The organism is Pseudoalteromonas sp. K222D (assembly GCF_017653575.1).
Taxonomy (GTDB): Bacteria; Pseudomonadota; Gammaproteobacteria; order Enterobacterales; family Alteromonadaceae; genus Pseudoalteromonas; species Pseudoalteromonas nigrifaciens.
Genome location: NZ_JAGGDL010000057.1, coordinates 1 through 15,365, shown reverse-complemented (window position 1 = coordinate 15,365; position 15,365 = coordinate 1). Strand labels below are relative to the sequence as shown.

Genomic DNA, 15,365 nt, shown 5'->3' with positions numbered 1-15,365 from the left:
GTGGTTGAAAGAGCTGTTTGAATATCCATAAAAAAACCGTAATTAGCGAAACTAATTACGGATTATTCACGATCATTTAGATCGGTCAACCGATCAATTAACCTTAACTGATCGGCATTAGGCCACTAGGCCCATTTTAAAAATTACGCAAATTACTTTATAAGCGTCTTATTCGTCGTCATCCAAATCTGGTTGTTGACGTTGAGCTGGGCGCGCTAATATTTCTACATAAAAAGAAGTTAAGCTTTGCTTTTCTATTTCGCTTATATGATTACTAAGCTCTGCAACGTGCACTACTTGTGCATCTTCAGCGGTATTACCAAACTTACAATCAAACGCCCAGTAATCAGCATCGAGTGGTAGAGTTTTGTTACGCTCTCTTTTCAAATATTTTTTCACTTCATGCTTTGCGGCGTCAACCATACGAGGATATTTGATTTTCTCGTGATTTAGCGTGAATATTTTCTTCATTACGTTCCTAATTACCTTGGTTTAATGATAACGGCATTTAATGTCATACCATTTGAGCCTATTATAGCAATTGCATTTAATTTTTGGATGCTTTTTTTATATTAAATCAATTATTAATCCATTAATAAAATAAAGTATCGCTAAAATGCGCTTAAGTGTAGAGAGTTAGCGGCTTTATATTACAGACAAGTAACTTAATAGTTAGAGTGATGGCGCAATCGTTTGCCAAGTTCTATTAATATGACTGGTTATTGCAATATCAAAGCAGTTACAGCGTACGCTTTATAATTAAGCGCTTACTAAATGCAATGGGTGGTGAAGCGCATCATTATTTAGGCTTTCGTAAAAGGCAGCAGCATCGAGTTGCGGGTTAGATAGTTGCGTTTGTGTGTTATTTATACGCCTGCGCACTGCTAATTCACAATTATCACGCACCTGAAGCGGAATATGGCTTACATCATCTCTTATAAACAATGGTTCAGGGTTTAAACAGTGATTTAATTTAATATCGCTCATTCCAGCGCGTTCCCCTGCTTGCATTAATAGTGAGGCGTTAAACTGCCCTATCAGGATATCAAACTTATCTGGCGCTAAAAGTTGCTTTGGACCTGCTCCTATTTGTTTGCGAAGGGTATCTTCGCCAACAGTTGAATCTTCAATTTCTGTTTTTGGTAAATGGAATTGGCTAAAATCGAGTGCATCATGAGATAGCATAGCGAGTAAAAGCGCAAACTCTCCTCGGCGCTTTTCATGCACACTTTTATTGAGTCGAGTGTTGAGCTGACTCTCTGTGATTAACAAATCACCGATTTGCATAGACTTTAGCCGATTGAAGTAAGTAATATCTATTTATCGGCTTTATTTCATTTTTCTTTAGCTTTTTTCTTTACTTAAATACGATGTTTGCTATTATCAGCGCCGTTGCATTGGAGGGGTTCCCGAGCGGCCAAAGGGATCAGACTGTAAATCTGACGGCTCAGCCTTCGCTGGTTCGAATCCAGCTCCCTCCACCACTTTTCTTACCGCTAAGTTAAGTGGGGCCAAATGTAACAAAATTAGTGTGGAGGGGTTCCCGAGCGGCCAAAGGGATCAGACTGTAAATCTGACGGCTCAGCCTTCGCTGGTTCGAATCCAGCTCCCTCCACCACTTTTCTACTTATATAGTTACTACATTCCTTGTTAGTAATCTCCGTGTTTTTTCTTAGTTAAACATTAAAATACCCATTGTAAACTCATACCATGCTGTTTTAGCCATAACGTACTTGCTTTATAGTCGGGACAAAATTGTGCTACGCGCTGCCAAAATGCTTTGCTATGATTTAAATATCGTAAATGCGCCAGCTCATGCACTATTACATAATCAATAATGCTATGCGGTGCACCAATCAATAATAAGTTAAATGTTAGCGCCCTTTTACTATTACAACTTCCCCATTTGCGTTTATAAACTGCAATATTTAAATCGTTAGGCAGCGCTTCTTGCATCTGCGTGCAAAAGTCATTAAGTCGCATTTCAATGTATGCGGTTAACTGCTCTTTTAAATACGCCTCTAAAAGTAATTGGTACTTTTGCTGCTGATGCTTAACACGAGCAGAAACGGTAATAAGCAGGCCATCTTGTTGGCGCTCCACTGTAGAGGTATTGCCTTGCTGAAACGTTAAATTAATTGCTTCTGAAAAAACCCAGATCTTTTTGTCCTTAAGTGGATACTGTTTTGTATCAACCAAAGTAAGCTGTTTTTGCAGCTGCGCCTCAACCCATGATTTTTTTTCTAATAACCAGTTATCGAGCACTTTTTTTTGTACGTGATGGGGGGCATATACCGTCACATTTTGATTATGCACTTTAATAGCAACGGTCTTTCGTCGGGTACTTTTTTTTAGTTGGTAGGCAAACAAATTAATCTCTCACACTATACTAGCTAGGGGCTACTTTTCGTCTAATGGTTAGTTAATGCCGCGTTGTTTATTTATAGCTTAATAAGCAATCATAAAATTAACGGTTTATTAATTAATTAATTCTATTAAACTACGCGATTAAAATGCCTATTTAGAGCCGCCATGTTATCAGCTTTCTTTATTACTGACCAAGATCCTAGTTTAATTATAAACGGGGTTTACGATCCTCTCTTGGTTTCTCTTTCAGTTTTAATAGTGATATTTGCCGCTTTTTTTACTACAAAACTCATTGATTTAGCTAAAAAAACTACTTTCCCAAGCTATCAACGTTTAGCTACTGTAACCGCTGCAGCTGTTTTTTCTGCGGGTATTTGGAGCATGCATTTTATTGGTATGTTAGCTTTTTCTTTGTGTACTAACATTAAATATAACCCAACTATTACCTTACTCTCTTTTATACCGGCATTTTTGGCATGCCAATATGCTGTATCTATACTGGTAAAAAGTAATGGTAACTTTAAAGTATTAGCTATTTGCTCAGTATTATTAGGCTCGGGTATTGGCACTATGCATTACAGTGGTATGGCGGCGATGGAGCTTGCGCCTATGCTACGGTATGACCCAGTTATGTTTGGGTTGTCTATTTTAGTGGCCGTTGCCCTATCGTTTATAGCTTTATATAGCCGCTTTAATCTTGAAATAATTTTCCCTCGGTTATCACAGTTACAAATTCGTTCAACCAGCGCCGTTATATTAGGCTTTGCTGTTACTGGTATGCATTATATGGGTATGGCAGCAACCCGTTTTGTAGCAACTTCTCCTCTTATTTACGCAGACGAAAATGCGTCTGCTGGGCTTACATTTGTTGCAATTGCGGTTGCCACTGCAACTGTTGCAATAACCAGCGTGGTTGCTGTAATTAATGGCATGGTACGCTATAAACTGCTACTTGAAGAAAAGTCAGCCGACGAGTCGCGGTTAAACGCCATATTAGAAACAGCAATAGATGGCATTGTGACTATTGATCATCAAGGTATTATTTTAAGCTTTAATGATGCTGCGAGTAAGATTTTAGGTTGGCGAGAACATGAGTTACAAGGTAAAAGTGTACAGATTCTTTTAAATGATAATAACGCTCTAAACAATGCGTCATCATCTGGTGATATGACTCTTGATCTAAGCGCTATTATAGGCATAAACCGCGATACTTTTGCTAAACATAAAGATAACCATTTGATCCCTGTACGCCTTGGTATTGGACAAGTGACGCAAACTGGGCAACCGCCTTTGTATGTTGGCTTTATTACTGACTTAACGCAGCAACGAGCGCTACAAAAAACGGTTGTTGAAAATGAGCAAAAATATCGCTCATTAATGCAAAATATGCCAGGCGTTGCCTTTAGATGTAAATTCGATACTAACTACACCATGCTATTTGTTAGCCCAAGTATATTGGATTTAACTGGCTATACACCAGATGAATTTATTGAGCAACACATTGAGTTTACAGACCTGATTTTAAAGTCTGATCAACAAATGATTATTACCACGCTCACTAATGCCGTTACCGAAAAGCGTCAATACTCTGTTGAATATAGAATTCGCCATCGCAACGGCGCAACTGTATGGGTATTAGAGAAAGGTAGTTTTGACTTTAATAATACCGATGTTGCACAGTGGATTGATGGTGTACTTGTTGATATTACTGAGCGCAAAGAGTATGAAGCAAAATTAGAGCACGCTAAACTGCAAGCAGAAGAAGCTGCAAATGCTAAACAATCTTTTATGGCAAATATGAGCCATGAAATACGCACCCCTATGAATGCAATTATTGGCTTTAGCGATCTGCTAATGGATACACCGCTAAGTAAAGAGCAGCAAAAGCACCTTGTTACGGTTAATAGCGCAGCACGCTCTTTGCTGCGGCTGCTTAATGAGATTCTCGACTCTGCAAAGTTAGAACGAGGAAAGCTAACCATTGAGCCTGTGCATTTTAATTTAAAGCCCGTTATCGACAGTATTATTTCAACTTTTTGGTTAGAAGCTAAAAAGAAAAACCTTAATTTAACGCTTAATATTAATAAATCAGTTAGCACCGCATACTACGGTGATCCTGACCGCCTTAGGCAAATACTTACAAACCTTATTGGTAACGCTATTAAATTTACTGAGCAAGGCGCTGTTACTGTTACCGTAAGTACCACACAAAATAATCACCTATTTTTTGAAGTACAAGATACAGGCATTGGTATTGCTAAAGATCGTATTAAAGCGGTTTTTCAGCCTTTTGTGCAAGCCGATGGCACGACCACACGTCGATTTGGTGGCACAGGTTTAGGCACAACAATAAGTAAACAATTAGTAGAGCTTATGCATGGCTCAATTGATTTAGTGAGTGAAGTTGATAAAGGCAGCTGCTTTTACTTCTCATTACCTTTTACTGTTGGTGATGAAAATAAAATAGATTATTTTGAAGGCCTACATACCGAACTACCTCCGCTTAGAATATTAGTGGTTGATGATATAGAACAAAATACAGAGCTACTTTCTATATTACTTTCGCGAGATCAACACACAGTAACCACTGCAAGTAATGGTTTAGAAGCCATTGAGGCGTTTAATCAGCAAGACTTTGATGTCATTTTAATGGACATTCACATGCCTGAATGTGACGGTATTGAGGCCACCATTAAAATTCGTGCATTGGAGCAACTAAAACAAATAAAATTTACGCCTATTATTGCATTAACAGCCAGCGTGTTACAGCAAGATAAACTAACCGCTAAAAATGCAGGCATGAATGGGTTTGCTAATAAGCCGGTTGATATCAACCAACTGAATCAAGAAATAGCACTGGTGCTTGGACTTGGCTTAGCAAAAGAAACATTAATTGCGCAAACCGACCCCGATGCCAAGCACATAGATTTTGAAAAAGGGTTAGCTTTGTGGGGCTCTAAATGTAAACAGCTTACCGAAATTACTAAATTTGTTAATACCAACGAAAAGCAATTTATAAGCTTATTTAAGCTGCAACTAAGCGATATTAAAAGTGTTTATACGCTTATTCACACGTTAAAAGGCGTGGCTGGTAATTTAGGGTTATTAACCTTAATGACACTGTTAACGCGTTTAGAGAACGCAGACGATGAAGCTGCGCTAACCAGCGTTTTGGCAGATATAAAAACTGAATTGGCGCTTATCGGCCAATTATTAGCAAGCACTATATGTAAAGAGCCCGCCAAACTTATCGACAATGCTGAGCCGTTATCAACAGCTGAGCTAATAGAAATTTGCCAAGAACTCTATGCTGATGCACAAAATGCCGAACTTAATGATGATCTTCTCGATCAGTTACAACGTAAATGTATAGCATCAGTACAAGTAGATATAGATGAAATAGCCAGTGCCTTTGATGAATTCGACTTTGATAACGCGCAAGTTAAATTAGCAAATTTACTTAAAAAGTTAACCCTAAAGGAGAATTAATTAATGGATTTTATTCTAGATAAGCCCCGCATATTAATTGTTGACGACGAGCCTGCAAACTTAAAAGTAATGCGCGAGGTGCTTGGTAATCAATATAGAATGTCGTTTGCTAAATCGGGCGCTGCCGCTATAGCATTACTTGAAAAAGAACTACCAAAGCTAATTTTACTCGATATTATGATGCCTGATATGAATGGCTTTGAAGTATGCCAAATTGTTAAAGCTAACCCTGCAACATCGCATATCCCTATTATTTTTGTTACTGCGCTAAGTGATGAAAGTGATGAATTTAAAGGTTTTGAACTAGGCGCTGTAGACTATATAACCAAACCCATTAGCCCTGCTATTGTACGGGCACGTGTTAAAACTCACCTGTCGTTAGTGCAAGCTGAGCAGCTAAAACAAGCTCATGTCGATTTAGTACAGCGTTTAGGTCGTGCTGCAGAATATAAAGACACCGATACCGGTGAGCATATTATACGTATGAGTCAATACAGCAAAGTACTTGCATTGGCGCTGGGTATGGATGAGCAACACGCCGAATTATTACGCCAAGCAGCCCCTATGCACGATGTAGGTAAAATAGGTATTCCGGATGCCATTTTGCTAAAACCCGGAAAGTTAACTGCCGATGAGTTTACCCACATGAAAGAGCACGCTTTAATTGGTGCACAAATTTTAGCAAATTCATCATCGCCACTATTACAACTGGCACATGTGCTGGCAATTGAACATCATGAAAAGTGGGATGGTACTGGCTACCCCAATGGCCTAAAAGGAGAAGCCATATCGCTGGAAGGCCGTATTGTTGCCATTGCCGATGTATTTGATGCACTTACCTCAAAACGCCCCTATAAAGAGCCTTGGAGCATAGAGAAAACTCTAGAACATATGCAACAACAAGCCGGTAAACACTTCGACCCGCAATTGGTTGAGCTATTTATTGGCAAAATTGACGATATTATTGCCATAAAAAATGCTCATCAGGAGCGATTTTAATTTAGCTTTTTTTGGCTGTATGCGAGCCTAATAATACCTGCGGATACACAGTTTTAATCTGCGTATAGTCATGAGAGGTAATTTCATGGCTATTTCCGCTGTTATCTTTAAAATAAATTGAAAACGTAACGCCGTGATCAGCTAATACTGTTTTAATATTTAGGTGTTCAAAATGCTCAAGCCATGCAATAAATTGCTCCCCAGTGGCTAAAAAAGCAATGCCTTTACTACGTCCCTGTGCAGTAAATAACGCTAAACGCGTGGTAGCATTTGCATCTTCAAGGGTTAATGGCCCTTTGCCATCTTCATTCCAAAAGGCGAGCGCTTCAACCACACTAAAACCTAAAACACGCTCATACCATTTAACCGCTTGCGCTAAATCATCCACATTTAAATGACAATGATCAATCCCAGCTAGCTTAGGTATACTCACGCTGCTCTCCTATTTCAGACTTTAGTTGCTCTAAAAAGTCATGCATATACTCAGTACGTCTTAGTGCTTCGGCCTTAGCCGAGGGAGTATTCATGCTTTGAGCTATGTGTAATAACTTAATAAAAAAATGATCAAGCGTGTATTTTTTATCATCTGCTTCGCGTTGTAGGCAAAATGGGTCATCCGGGTTATATAGTAATCGACTTATTGAGCCACCTACTTTCATGCAGCGGCTTATACCAATCGCGCCTAGTGCATCCATTCTGTCTGCGTCTTGCACTATTTGTGCTTCTACTGAGTTCACTTTAATATTGGCGCTAAAGCTATGCGCCGCTATTGCATGATGAATTTGAGTAAATAATTGCGCGTCGTAATTAATAGAAGCTAAAAAAGAAATCGCTTTATCGGCGGCCATAGTAGAGGCTTTAGCCCTATCTGGGTGGTTTTTAGCCACGGCTACACAGTCGTGTAACCATGCAGCCGGGAGCACTACCTTCATATTAGCTTGCTCTGCATCGCACAATTTAATAGCAACCCGAACTACGCGTTCAATATGGGTTATATCATGCGCCACATCGGCATGAATTAGTGTGGTAATAAAGGCTCTGCACTGTAAATTGAGCTGCTGCAGCTCAGGGCTTAACATTATGTCTGTCACAACGTGTTCCAAATACCTAATTAACATATTGAATTAGCCATACTTTACCGCGATTTATGGGCTCCATGCAAAACATTCATTGTATGTTGCCCTTGCCTTGACTAAAATACAGCGCTTATTTATTACTACTGAGAAGCTTTATGACATCTGCCGTTTACCTGCAAGCTGGCCGCGATAAATCATTAAAAAGAAAACACCCTTGGTTATTTTCCAAAGCCATCAAAAAAATTAAAGGTAAACCAGGCCTAGGTGACACAGTTACTATTCACGACAGTGAAGGTAAATTTTTAGCAACAGCAGCTTATAGCCCACATTCACAAATTCGTGCCCGTGTTTGGAGCTTTGACGAAAAAGAAGTTATTGATCAACACTTTTTTGAACGCCGCCTACGTCGTGCACTAGAAGCCCGTAGCCAAGTAATTGAAGAAGGTGGTTTAACTGGCTTTAGACTCTGCGCCGCAGAATCAGATTTTTTACCCGGCGTTACCATAGATAAGTTTGACAACGTATTAGTGTGTCAATTACTTAGCGCGGGTGCTGAGCGTCATAAAGGTGAAATTGTTGGCGCGTTAATGGCTATATTCCCTGGTATGAGCATTTACGAGCGCTCAGACGTAGAAGTGCGTACCAAAGAAGGCCTTGAGCCAATTAAAGGGGCATTATGGGGCAATGAACCAACTGCCCCAGTACTCATTGCAGAAAATGGCTTTAAAATTGAAGTTGATATTATTGATGGCCATAAAACCGGCTTTTATTTAGATCAACGCGATAGCCGCGCTGCACTTGAACGCTTTTCTAAAGACAAAACCGTATTAAACTGCTTTAGCTACACGGGTACATTTTCGTTGTATGCCCTACGTGGCGGCTGTAAACACGTAACTAATGTGGATGTATCGCAGCCAGCCCTCGATACAGCTAAGCGCAATGTTGAGCATAACAATCTTGATTTAGATAAGGTTGATTTTGTCAAACAAGATGTATTTAAGTTACTGCGTCAATACCGCGAAGACGGTGTATTGTTTGACACTATAGTAATGGATCCGCCAAAGTTTGCCGACAACAAAGCACAACTTACTGGTGCGTGTCGTGGCTATAAAGATATAAACATGATTGCTATGCAAATATTAAAACCAGGTGGCACCTTATTAACCTTCTCGTGTTCAGGCTTAATGGAGCAAAACTTGTTTCAAAAAGTGGTGGCTGATGCAGCCCTTGATGCTGGTAAAGACTTACTTATTATGGAGCGTTTAAACCAAGCCGCCGATCACCCTATTGCGGGTAGTTACCCTGAAGGTTTTTACTTAAAAGGCTTAATTTGTAAGGTTTACTAACGCCTAGGCTTGCTTAGCATTTATACGTGGTTATTACCTATTTATATGGGCAATAACCACGCTACCTAAGCTAATTAAACTGTATTATCTCAAGTCCGGCAGTTATTGTACCGTCATCTTCTTTGCTGGCGCGTATCACCTTAGCCGTTGCGTCTAAAGGCGCAATACTCGGATGAGTTGAGTCTATATGTACCAATAAAATAGTGTTTGGCTCAAGTAACTCATCTAAATGCAACGACAACCCAGTTGCACTCAAATCTACACATTCTGCATTATAATTTAAGCCAGCAATCGGCTCTATTGTGGTTAGCTTTGCTGGTGTATTGATCTGCATACGTCGAAAATTTCGCTTATCATCTGTAAACATAATTTTTCCTATACTATTTTATTAATTTGCTCTAACAACAGTGGTACAGAAAACGGCTTAACCACATAAGCATCACAGCCCGCGTCAAACCCAGCTTGCTTTTCAAGCGGTGACTCCAGCCCTGACACCATAACAATAGGGATGTTTTTTGTCTCAGGTGTATGTTTAAGCATTCTACACGTATCGTAACCATCCAGCCCTGGCATACATACATCAAGTAAAATAATATCGGGCGGATTAGCAATAGCAGAGGCTAAACAGCTTGTTCCAGAATCGGCATAATTAACATCAAACTTTGCGCTAAGTGCTGCTTTGAGTATTTCATAATTAAAATATTCGTCATCTACCACTAGTAGTTGTTGTACTTTATGTTCTATTGATGAGGACATGGCTATGTCGTTTCCTTCTCAAAACAAAAAATAAGTTCTACTATTAAGCACTTAAGCTTAATAGTAGATACACCTTTTACTCTATTTCTTTTATTGCATTTAACACACGTTTTGCCGAAATTGGATACGGAGTACCCAAGGTCTGTGCAAATAAAGATACTCTCAGCTCTTGCTGCATCCAAAAGATAGCTTCTACCTCTTTTGGAATTGGCATCCCTTTAGGGGTTTTGTTTGCTTGCTTTTTATACTCTTGAGCCACTTTATCAAGCTCAAGTACACATAATCTATCGCGATTTGGATCTATGGGTAACTTTTCTAAACGTTTTTGAATCGCTTTTAAATAACGGATTAAGTCACTTAGCTTAGTTGCCCCATGTTGGCTTACAAAGCCTTTAAAAACAAGAGACTCTAATTGCGATTTAATATCTCCATGCGCAGTGATCATGGTTAAATCTACCCGTCCTTTCATTTTTTTATGTAAGGCATGGGCTATACTTAACACTTGCTCTACTTGCGTGGCAATTTCAACTACAGCGTCACCAAGCTCACCACGTATATGCTCTTTTACATTTTCAAACGCGTCGCTGGTGCGAATGTCACCGTACTTTAATAATAAGCTATCAACACCGGCGGCAATGCAGTCATCAATTAAATCGGCTATTTTACCAAAAGGATTAAAATACAATCCAAGCTTAGCCTTATTTGGTAAGTTTTGCTGCAAATACTTTATTGGTGAAGGCACATTTAATAATACTAATCGGCGCAGCCCTTGTTGATGGGCAACCTGTGCTTTTACTTCGTTATCGAAAAGCTCAATAGCAGCAGTTGATTTTTTATCCACCAGCGCCGGATACGCTTTAATTTCGTATTGCCCTTGTTTTTTTACATATGAGTTAGGTAGCTCGCCAAAATCCCACTGCGTTAAGTCTGCTTTTTCTATGCCTTTATCGGCTACTTTGGATAATGTTTGCGTTACTTCGCCTTGTAGCTGCGCTTTAAGTTTGGCTAAATCTAGGCCACGCGCGAGTAACTTATCGTTATCGCCACGTACTTCAAACTGCAAACGTAAATGCGCTGCCAAGGCACTTAAATCCCAGGCATCAGGGTCAACTCGCACCCCTGTCATTTTTAATAGTCGATTACTAAGTGCGTCAATTAAACTCCCCTGCAATGGCTCAATAGCCGCCAAAACAGCATCGGCGTAGTTAGGCGCAGGTACAAAATTACGGCGCAGTGACTTAGGCAATGATTTAATTAAACCACTTATTAACTCATGTCGAAACGCAGGTATATGCCAGTCAAAGCCGCTTTCTTGCACTTGGTTTAATAGCGCAACCGGTATTTGTACCGCCACACCATCAACCGCTTGACCGGGATCGAAATGATACGCTAAAGGTAAAATTAAATTATCTTGCTGCCAAGTATCTGGGTAGTCAAACTCGGTAATACTGCTTGCACCATGCTGCATTAAGTCATCGCGGCTCATTTGCAAATAGTGTTTATTTTGTTGTTTTTGCGTTTTATACCATTTTAAAAATGCTGCACGATTATTAATTTCTTTTGGAATTTTTTTATCGTAAAACTCAAATAAAGTTTGCTCATCAACTAAAATATCGCGCCTGCGTGACTTGTTTTCAAGCACTTGAATATCTTCAATCAGCTCGCGGTTAAACTCTAAAAAGCTTTCGTTTAACCCCAGTTCTTGCTCAACTAATGCGGTGCGAATAAACAGCTCACGGCTCACTTTAGGATCAATATTGCTATACACGCAGCGGCGCTTATTGACGATTAGCAGGCCATATAAGGTTTGTTGCTCAAAGGCGATTACCGCACCGGGTTTTTTCTCCCAATGTGGCTCTGTATAACTGCGCTTAACCAAATGCTGCGCCAGTGGCTCAACCCAGTTAATGTCTATTTTGGCGTTAGTGCGGGCATATAATTTACTGGTTTCTACCAGCTCTGCCGACATTAGCCATTTTGGGCTCTTTTTAAATAACCCCGACCCCGGAAAAATATGAAACTGGCTATTACGCGCGCCTTTATAAATTTGTTTTTCATCTTTAAAGCCAATATGGCTAAGCATACCGCTCAGTAATGCTTTGTGAACTTGCTCACCGTCGGCAGCATTCGATGTGGCTTTCATACCCATTTCGTTGCATACGGTACTTATTTGATAAACAATATCTTGCCACTCACGAAGGCGCATATAAGCGAGGAAGTCTTTTTGGCAGAGTTTTCTAAACTGGCTATTAGTCAGTTCGCTTTGTTGCTCTTCTAAATAATTCCACAAGTTTAAAAATGCAATAAAGTCTGAATCAGGATCATCAAAACGGCCGTGTTTTTCGTTTGCCGCAGCACGTTTTTCTTGCGGGCGCTCACGGGGGTCTTGAATAGACAGTGCCGCCACTATAATAATTACTTCGCGTAGCGCACCGAGCTTATGTGCGGTTAACACCATTTTAGCTAAACGCGGATCGACCGGTAAACGGCTTAATTCTCGGCCTGACTGGGTAAGCGCTGTTTTGTCGTTACGTTTAGTGGGATGTACTGCTTGGAGTTCCTCAAGCAAGGTTAAACCATCGCTAATATTACGACTATCTGGGGCTTGCACAAACGGAAACTGCGCCATGTCGCCTAAACCCAGCGCTAGCATTTGTAAAATAACCGAAGCTAAGTTAGTACGTAGTATTTCAGGATCGGTAAACTCTGGGCGTGATAAAAAGTCATCCTCAGCGTATAAACGAATACAAATACCCGCTTCTACTCGGCCACAACGTCCCATTCGCTGATTTGCACTGGCTTGCGATATTGGCTCTATAGGCAGGCGCTGTACCTTGGTGCGGTAACTATAACGGCTAATACGCGCCGTACCCGGATCAATTACATAACGAATCCCCGGTACGGTTAACGATGTTTCGGCCACGTTGGTCGATAAAATAATATGGCGGCGCGAGTGCGGTGCAAATATGCGGTTTTGCTCGGCGTTTGATAGTCGCGAATAAAGCGGTAATATATCAGTGTGTTTTAAATTACGTTTACTGAGAGCATCGGCGGTATCGCGTATTTCACGCTCACCATTTAAAAATATTAAAATGTCGCCAGGGCCTTCTGCACACAGTTCATCTACAGCATCAAAAATACCTTGCAGTTGGTCGCCTTCGGCTTCCATATCCTCTTTATTTATCTCAGTAACTGGGTTGTAACGTACATCAACCGGGAAGGTTCGCCCTGATACTTCTATAATTGGCGCATCATCAAAGTGCTTTGAAAAACGCTCTGGATCGATCGTTGCTGAGGTAATTATTATTTTTAAATCGGGGCGCTTAGGGAGTAAATTTTTTAAATAACCTAAAATAAAGTCAATGTTTAAGCTACGTTCGTGCGCTTCATCAATAATAATGGTGTCGTATTGATTTAAAAATCGATCTTGTTGAATTTCGGCAAGTAAAATCCCGTCGGTCATTAGTTTAATATAGGTATTATTCGAGACCTGATCACTAAAGCGTATTTTAAAACCAACTTGTTGGCCAAGTTCACACTGCATTTCTTCTGCAATACGATTAGCCACCGTTCGTGCTGCTAGTCGCCTTGGTTGGGTGTGGCCAATTAAGCCATCAACCCCACGCCCTAGCTCTAAACACATTTTAGGAATTTGCGTGGTTTTACCTGAACCGGTTTCACCTGCAATAATAACCACTTGGTTATTAGCAATGGCGTTTTTAATCACATCCTTTTTTTGACTCACCGGTAATTGCTCTGGGTAAGTCACTTTAGGCAGAGCCGCTAAACGCTGCGCACGCAGTGCTTGGCTACGGGTAATGTCGGCCGCTATTTTTTCAAGCGCGTTGGCATGCTTATTCTCATCGGTTATTTTTTTTACGCCATGTAAGCGTTTTTTAAAAATGAATTGATCTTTTTTCAAGCACGTCTTTAGCTCGCCAAACAACTGACCTAGGTTTACCACCCGCATACCTTATAAAATTAGTAAAAGAGCCGCAATTGTAGCAAATTAAATGGCTGGGGTTAATCCTACAAAGTGCATAACGCTTAGTAGTTTGTTATATAAGCCACCAGCCAAACAAATAAAGCGCTTATTCGCCTTTAAAAATGCCTACATAAGTGGCTTGGGTATTTGATTTACTGGCTCTGTACATACCTGAGGTATTAAACGGCAAACTAATATTACCTTTAGTATCCACTATAATAACACCGCCCGTACCGCCTATTGGTGCAAGTACCCCATTAATCACTTCGTCCCCTGCTTGCGTTATGGTTTTACCTTGGTATTTAACGCGCGCACAAATATCGCTGGCTACATTGTAACGAATAAAATACTCACCATGGCCGGTAGCCGATACCGCACACGATTCATTTTCCGCAAACGTTCCTGCACCAATTACCGGCGCATCACCAATACGGCCATAGCGTTTGGCGGTCATACCGCCGGTTGATGTACCAGCTGCTAAATTGCCATTTTTATCCAGTGCTACCGCACCAACCGTGCCCATTTTATAGTTATTTGGCAAGGCTTTATGCGCCGCTTGATAGTCTTTACTGGTTGCTTTGGCTTTATCTAATTTTTGCTTTGCTTTTAATAATGCTTTATAGCGGTGCTCGGTATCAAATAAGTTATTTTCGATTAAGGGAATACCTTGCTCTTTAGCAAATTCTTCAGCGCCTTGCCCACTGAGCATGACGTGTACTGAATTATCCATAACCAAACGTGCTAAATTAATTGGGCTCTCTACATGCTTAACACCTGCAACTGCGCCCGCCTGACGATTACGACCATCCATAATTGATGCATCGAGCTCATGGCTGCCATCGTAAGTATAAACCGCGCCACGCCCTGCATTAAAATAAGTAGACTGCTCCATCACTTGAATCGCTGCCGTTATGGCATCTAAGCTTTCGCCGCCTTGCTCAAGTACTTTATAACCGGCCTCTACCGCTTGGGTTAATTTAGCACGATAAGCTTGCTCTTCTTTTGGCGTAAATTTACTTTTTTCAATCGTGCCCGCACCGCCATGAATGGCAATAGCAAAAGGTACTTCTGCGCTTAAGGCGTTATTGCTTACGCTAATAAAACTAGTGGCGATAAGCGCCATTAAAAGTGATTTTTTCATAATGAGCTCTTATAAACTTCAGTGAAACCAATGTGGATGGTCGCTAACTATTTATCAAGTAAAGTAAGTTTAAACACATAAAAAAAGCGCCCAAAGGCGCTAATGCCAGTCAGTTAACACTGACTGGCTTTTTTTTATAGGGATATTTAGATGGTTTCTTTTTCACACATCGTGGAAAGCTGCGCTCATGACGCCTTGTTGGTAAC

Annotated in this window: 12 protein-coding genes and 2 tRNA genes; 5 read left to right on the top strand and 9 right to left on the bottom strand. The window is 40.4% G+C overall.

The features are described 5' to 3' along the window. Positions 1–168 precede the first annotated feature (168 nt). Entirely contained in the window at positions 169–471 is a 303-nt protein-coding gene (locus tag J5X91_RS17110) for a DUF6172 family protein (RefSeq protein ID WP_011327840.1), read from the bottom strand. Between the two features lie 288 nt (positions 472–759). Then, on the bottom strand, positions 760–1,287 hold the full coding sequence (locus tag J5X91_RS17105; RefSeq protein WP_011327839.1) for a VC2046/SO_2500 family protein: 528 nt from the start codon (positions 1,285–1,287) through the stop codon (positions 760–762). 112 nt (positions 1,288–1,399) lie between these two features. Here J5X91_RS17105 and J5X91_RS17100 point away from each other — a divergent pair. Then, a tRNA-Tyr gene (locus J5X91_RS17100) sits at positions 1,400–1,484 on the top strand. Positions 1,485–1,533: 49 nt separating this feature from the next. Continuing rightward, a tRNA-Tyr gene (locus tag J5X91_RS17095) sits at positions 1,534–1,618 on the top strand. A gap of 65 nt (positions 1,619–1,683) precedes the next feature. Here the strand turns inward: J5X91_RS17095 and J5X91_RS17090 are convergent. After that, positions 1,684–2,370, bottom strand: a complete 687-nt coding sequence (locus J5X91_RS17090) for a SprT family zinc-dependent metalloprotease (RefSeq protein ID WP_208835287.1) — start codon at positions 2,368–2,370, stop codon at positions 1,684–1,686. A 162-nt stretch (positions 2,371–2,532) separates the two neighbouring features. Between J5X91_RS17090 and J5X91_RS17085 the strand changes: the two genes are divergently transcribed. Further along, a complete protein-coding gene (locus J5X91_RS17085) occupies positions 2,533–5,856 on the top strand; it encodes an MHYT domain-containing protein (RefSeq protein WP_208835286.1) in 3,324 nt (1,107 codons plus the stop codon). Between the two features lie 3 nt (positions 5,857–5,859). Next, on the top strand, positions 5,860–6,855 hold the full coding sequence (locus J5X91_RS17080; RefSeq protein WP_182683236.1) for a two-component system response regulator: 996 nt from the start codon (positions 5,860–5,862) through the stop codon (positions 6,853–6,855). A gap of 1 nt (position 6,856) precedes the next feature. Here the strand turns inward: J5X91_RS17080 and J5X91_RS17075 are convergent, their stop codons facing one another. Both J5X91_RS17075 and J5X91_RS17070 read right to left on the bottom strand, forming a co-directional pair. Continuing rightward, positions 6,857–7,288 carry a VOC family protein gene (locus J5X91_RS17075; RefSeq protein WP_086993303.1) on the bottom strand — a complete coding sequence of 144 codons (432 nt, stop codon included), beginning with the start codon at positions 7,286–7,288 and terminating at the stop codon, positions 6,857–6,859. Beyond that, positions 7,275–7,946, bottom strand: coding sequence for an HD domain-containing protein (locus J5X91_RS17070; RefSeq protein WP_208835285.1), 672 nt, complete (start codon positions 7,944–7,946; stop codon positions 7,275–7,277). Before J5X91_RS17070 ends, J5X91_RS17075 begins: the two co-directional genes overlap by 14 nt. Before the next feature lie 140 nt (positions 7,947–8,086). Between J5X91_RS17070 and J5X91_RS17065 the strand changes: the two genes are divergently transcribed. Further along, on the top strand, positions 8,087–9,277 hold the full coding sequence (locus tag J5X91_RS17065) for a class I SAM-dependent methyltransferase (RefSeq protein ID WP_011327833.1): 1,191 nt from the start codon (positions 8,087–8,089) through the stop codon (positions 9,275–9,277). Between the two features lie 70 nt (positions 9,278–9,347). Here J5X91_RS17065 and J5X91_RS17060 read toward each other — a convergent pair whose 3' ends face one another. The 4 genes from J5X91_RS17060 to J5X91_RS17045 all read right to left on the bottom strand — a co-directional run bounded on the left by J5X91_RS17060 (position 9,348) and on the right by J5X91_RS17045 (position 15,159). Then, positions 9,348–9,644 (bottom strand): PilZ domain-containing protein, encoded by a 297-nt coding sequence (locus tag J5X91_RS17060; RefSeq protein ID WP_086998101.1) that lies wholly within the window; start codon positions 9,642–9,644, stop codon positions 9,348–9,350. Between the two features lie 8 nt (positions 9,645–9,652). Then, positions 9,653–10,033, bottom strand: coding sequence for a response regulator (locus J5X91_RS17055; RefSeq protein WP_058373030.1), 381 nt, complete (start codon positions 10,031–10,033; stop codon positions 9,653–9,655). A gap of 76 nt (positions 10,034–10,109) precedes the next feature. After that, a complete protein-coding gene (gene hrpA, locus J5X91_RS17050; protein ID WP_182676876.1) occupies positions 10,110–13,997 on the bottom strand; it encodes an ATP-dependent RNA helicase HrpA in 3,888 nt (1,295 codons plus the stop codon). 127 nt (positions 13,998–14,124) lie between these two features. Next, positions 14,125–15,159, bottom strand: coding sequence for an isoaspartyl peptidase/L-asparaginase (locus J5X91_RS17045; protein ID WP_089368012.1), 1,035 nt, complete (start codon positions 15,157–15,159; stop codon positions 14,125–14,127). Positions 15,160–15,365 lie beyond the last annotated feature (206 nt).

Excerpts from the sequence above, each read along its gene's own strand:
- J5X91_RS17110 (WP_011327840.1), bottom strand. The coding sequence starts at position 471 with ATGAAGAAAATATTCACGCTAAATCACGAGAAAATCAAATATCCTCGT.
- J5X91_RS17105 (WP_011327839.1), bottom strand. The coding sequence starts at position 1,287 with ATGCAAATCGGTGATTTGTTAATCACAGAGAGTCAGCTCAACACTCGA.
- J5X91_RS17085 (WP_208835286.1), top strand. The coding sequence starts at position 2,533 with ATGTTATCAGCTTTCTTTATTACTGACCAAGATCCTAGTTTAATTATA.
- J5X91_RS17080 (WP_182683236.1), top strand. The coding sequence starts at position 5,860 with ATGGATTTTATTCTAGATAAGCCCCGCATATTAATTGTTGACGACGAG.
- J5X91_RS17065 (WP_011327833.1), top strand. The coding sequence starts at position 8,087 with ATGACATCTGCCGTTTACCTGCAAGCTGGCCGCGATAAATCATTAAAA.
- J5X91_RS17060 (WP_086998101.1), bottom strand. The coding sequence starts at position 9,644 with ATGTTTACAGATGATAAGCGAAATTTTCGACGTATGCAGATCAATACA.
- J5X91_RS17055 (WP_058373030.1), bottom strand. The coding sequence starts at position 10,033 with ATGTCCTCATCAATAGAACATAAAGTACAACAACTACTAGTGGTAGAT.
- J5X91_RS17045 (WP_089368012.1), bottom strand. The coding sequence starts at position 15,159 with ATGAAAAAATCACTTTTAATGGCGCTTATCGCCACTAGTTTTATTAGC.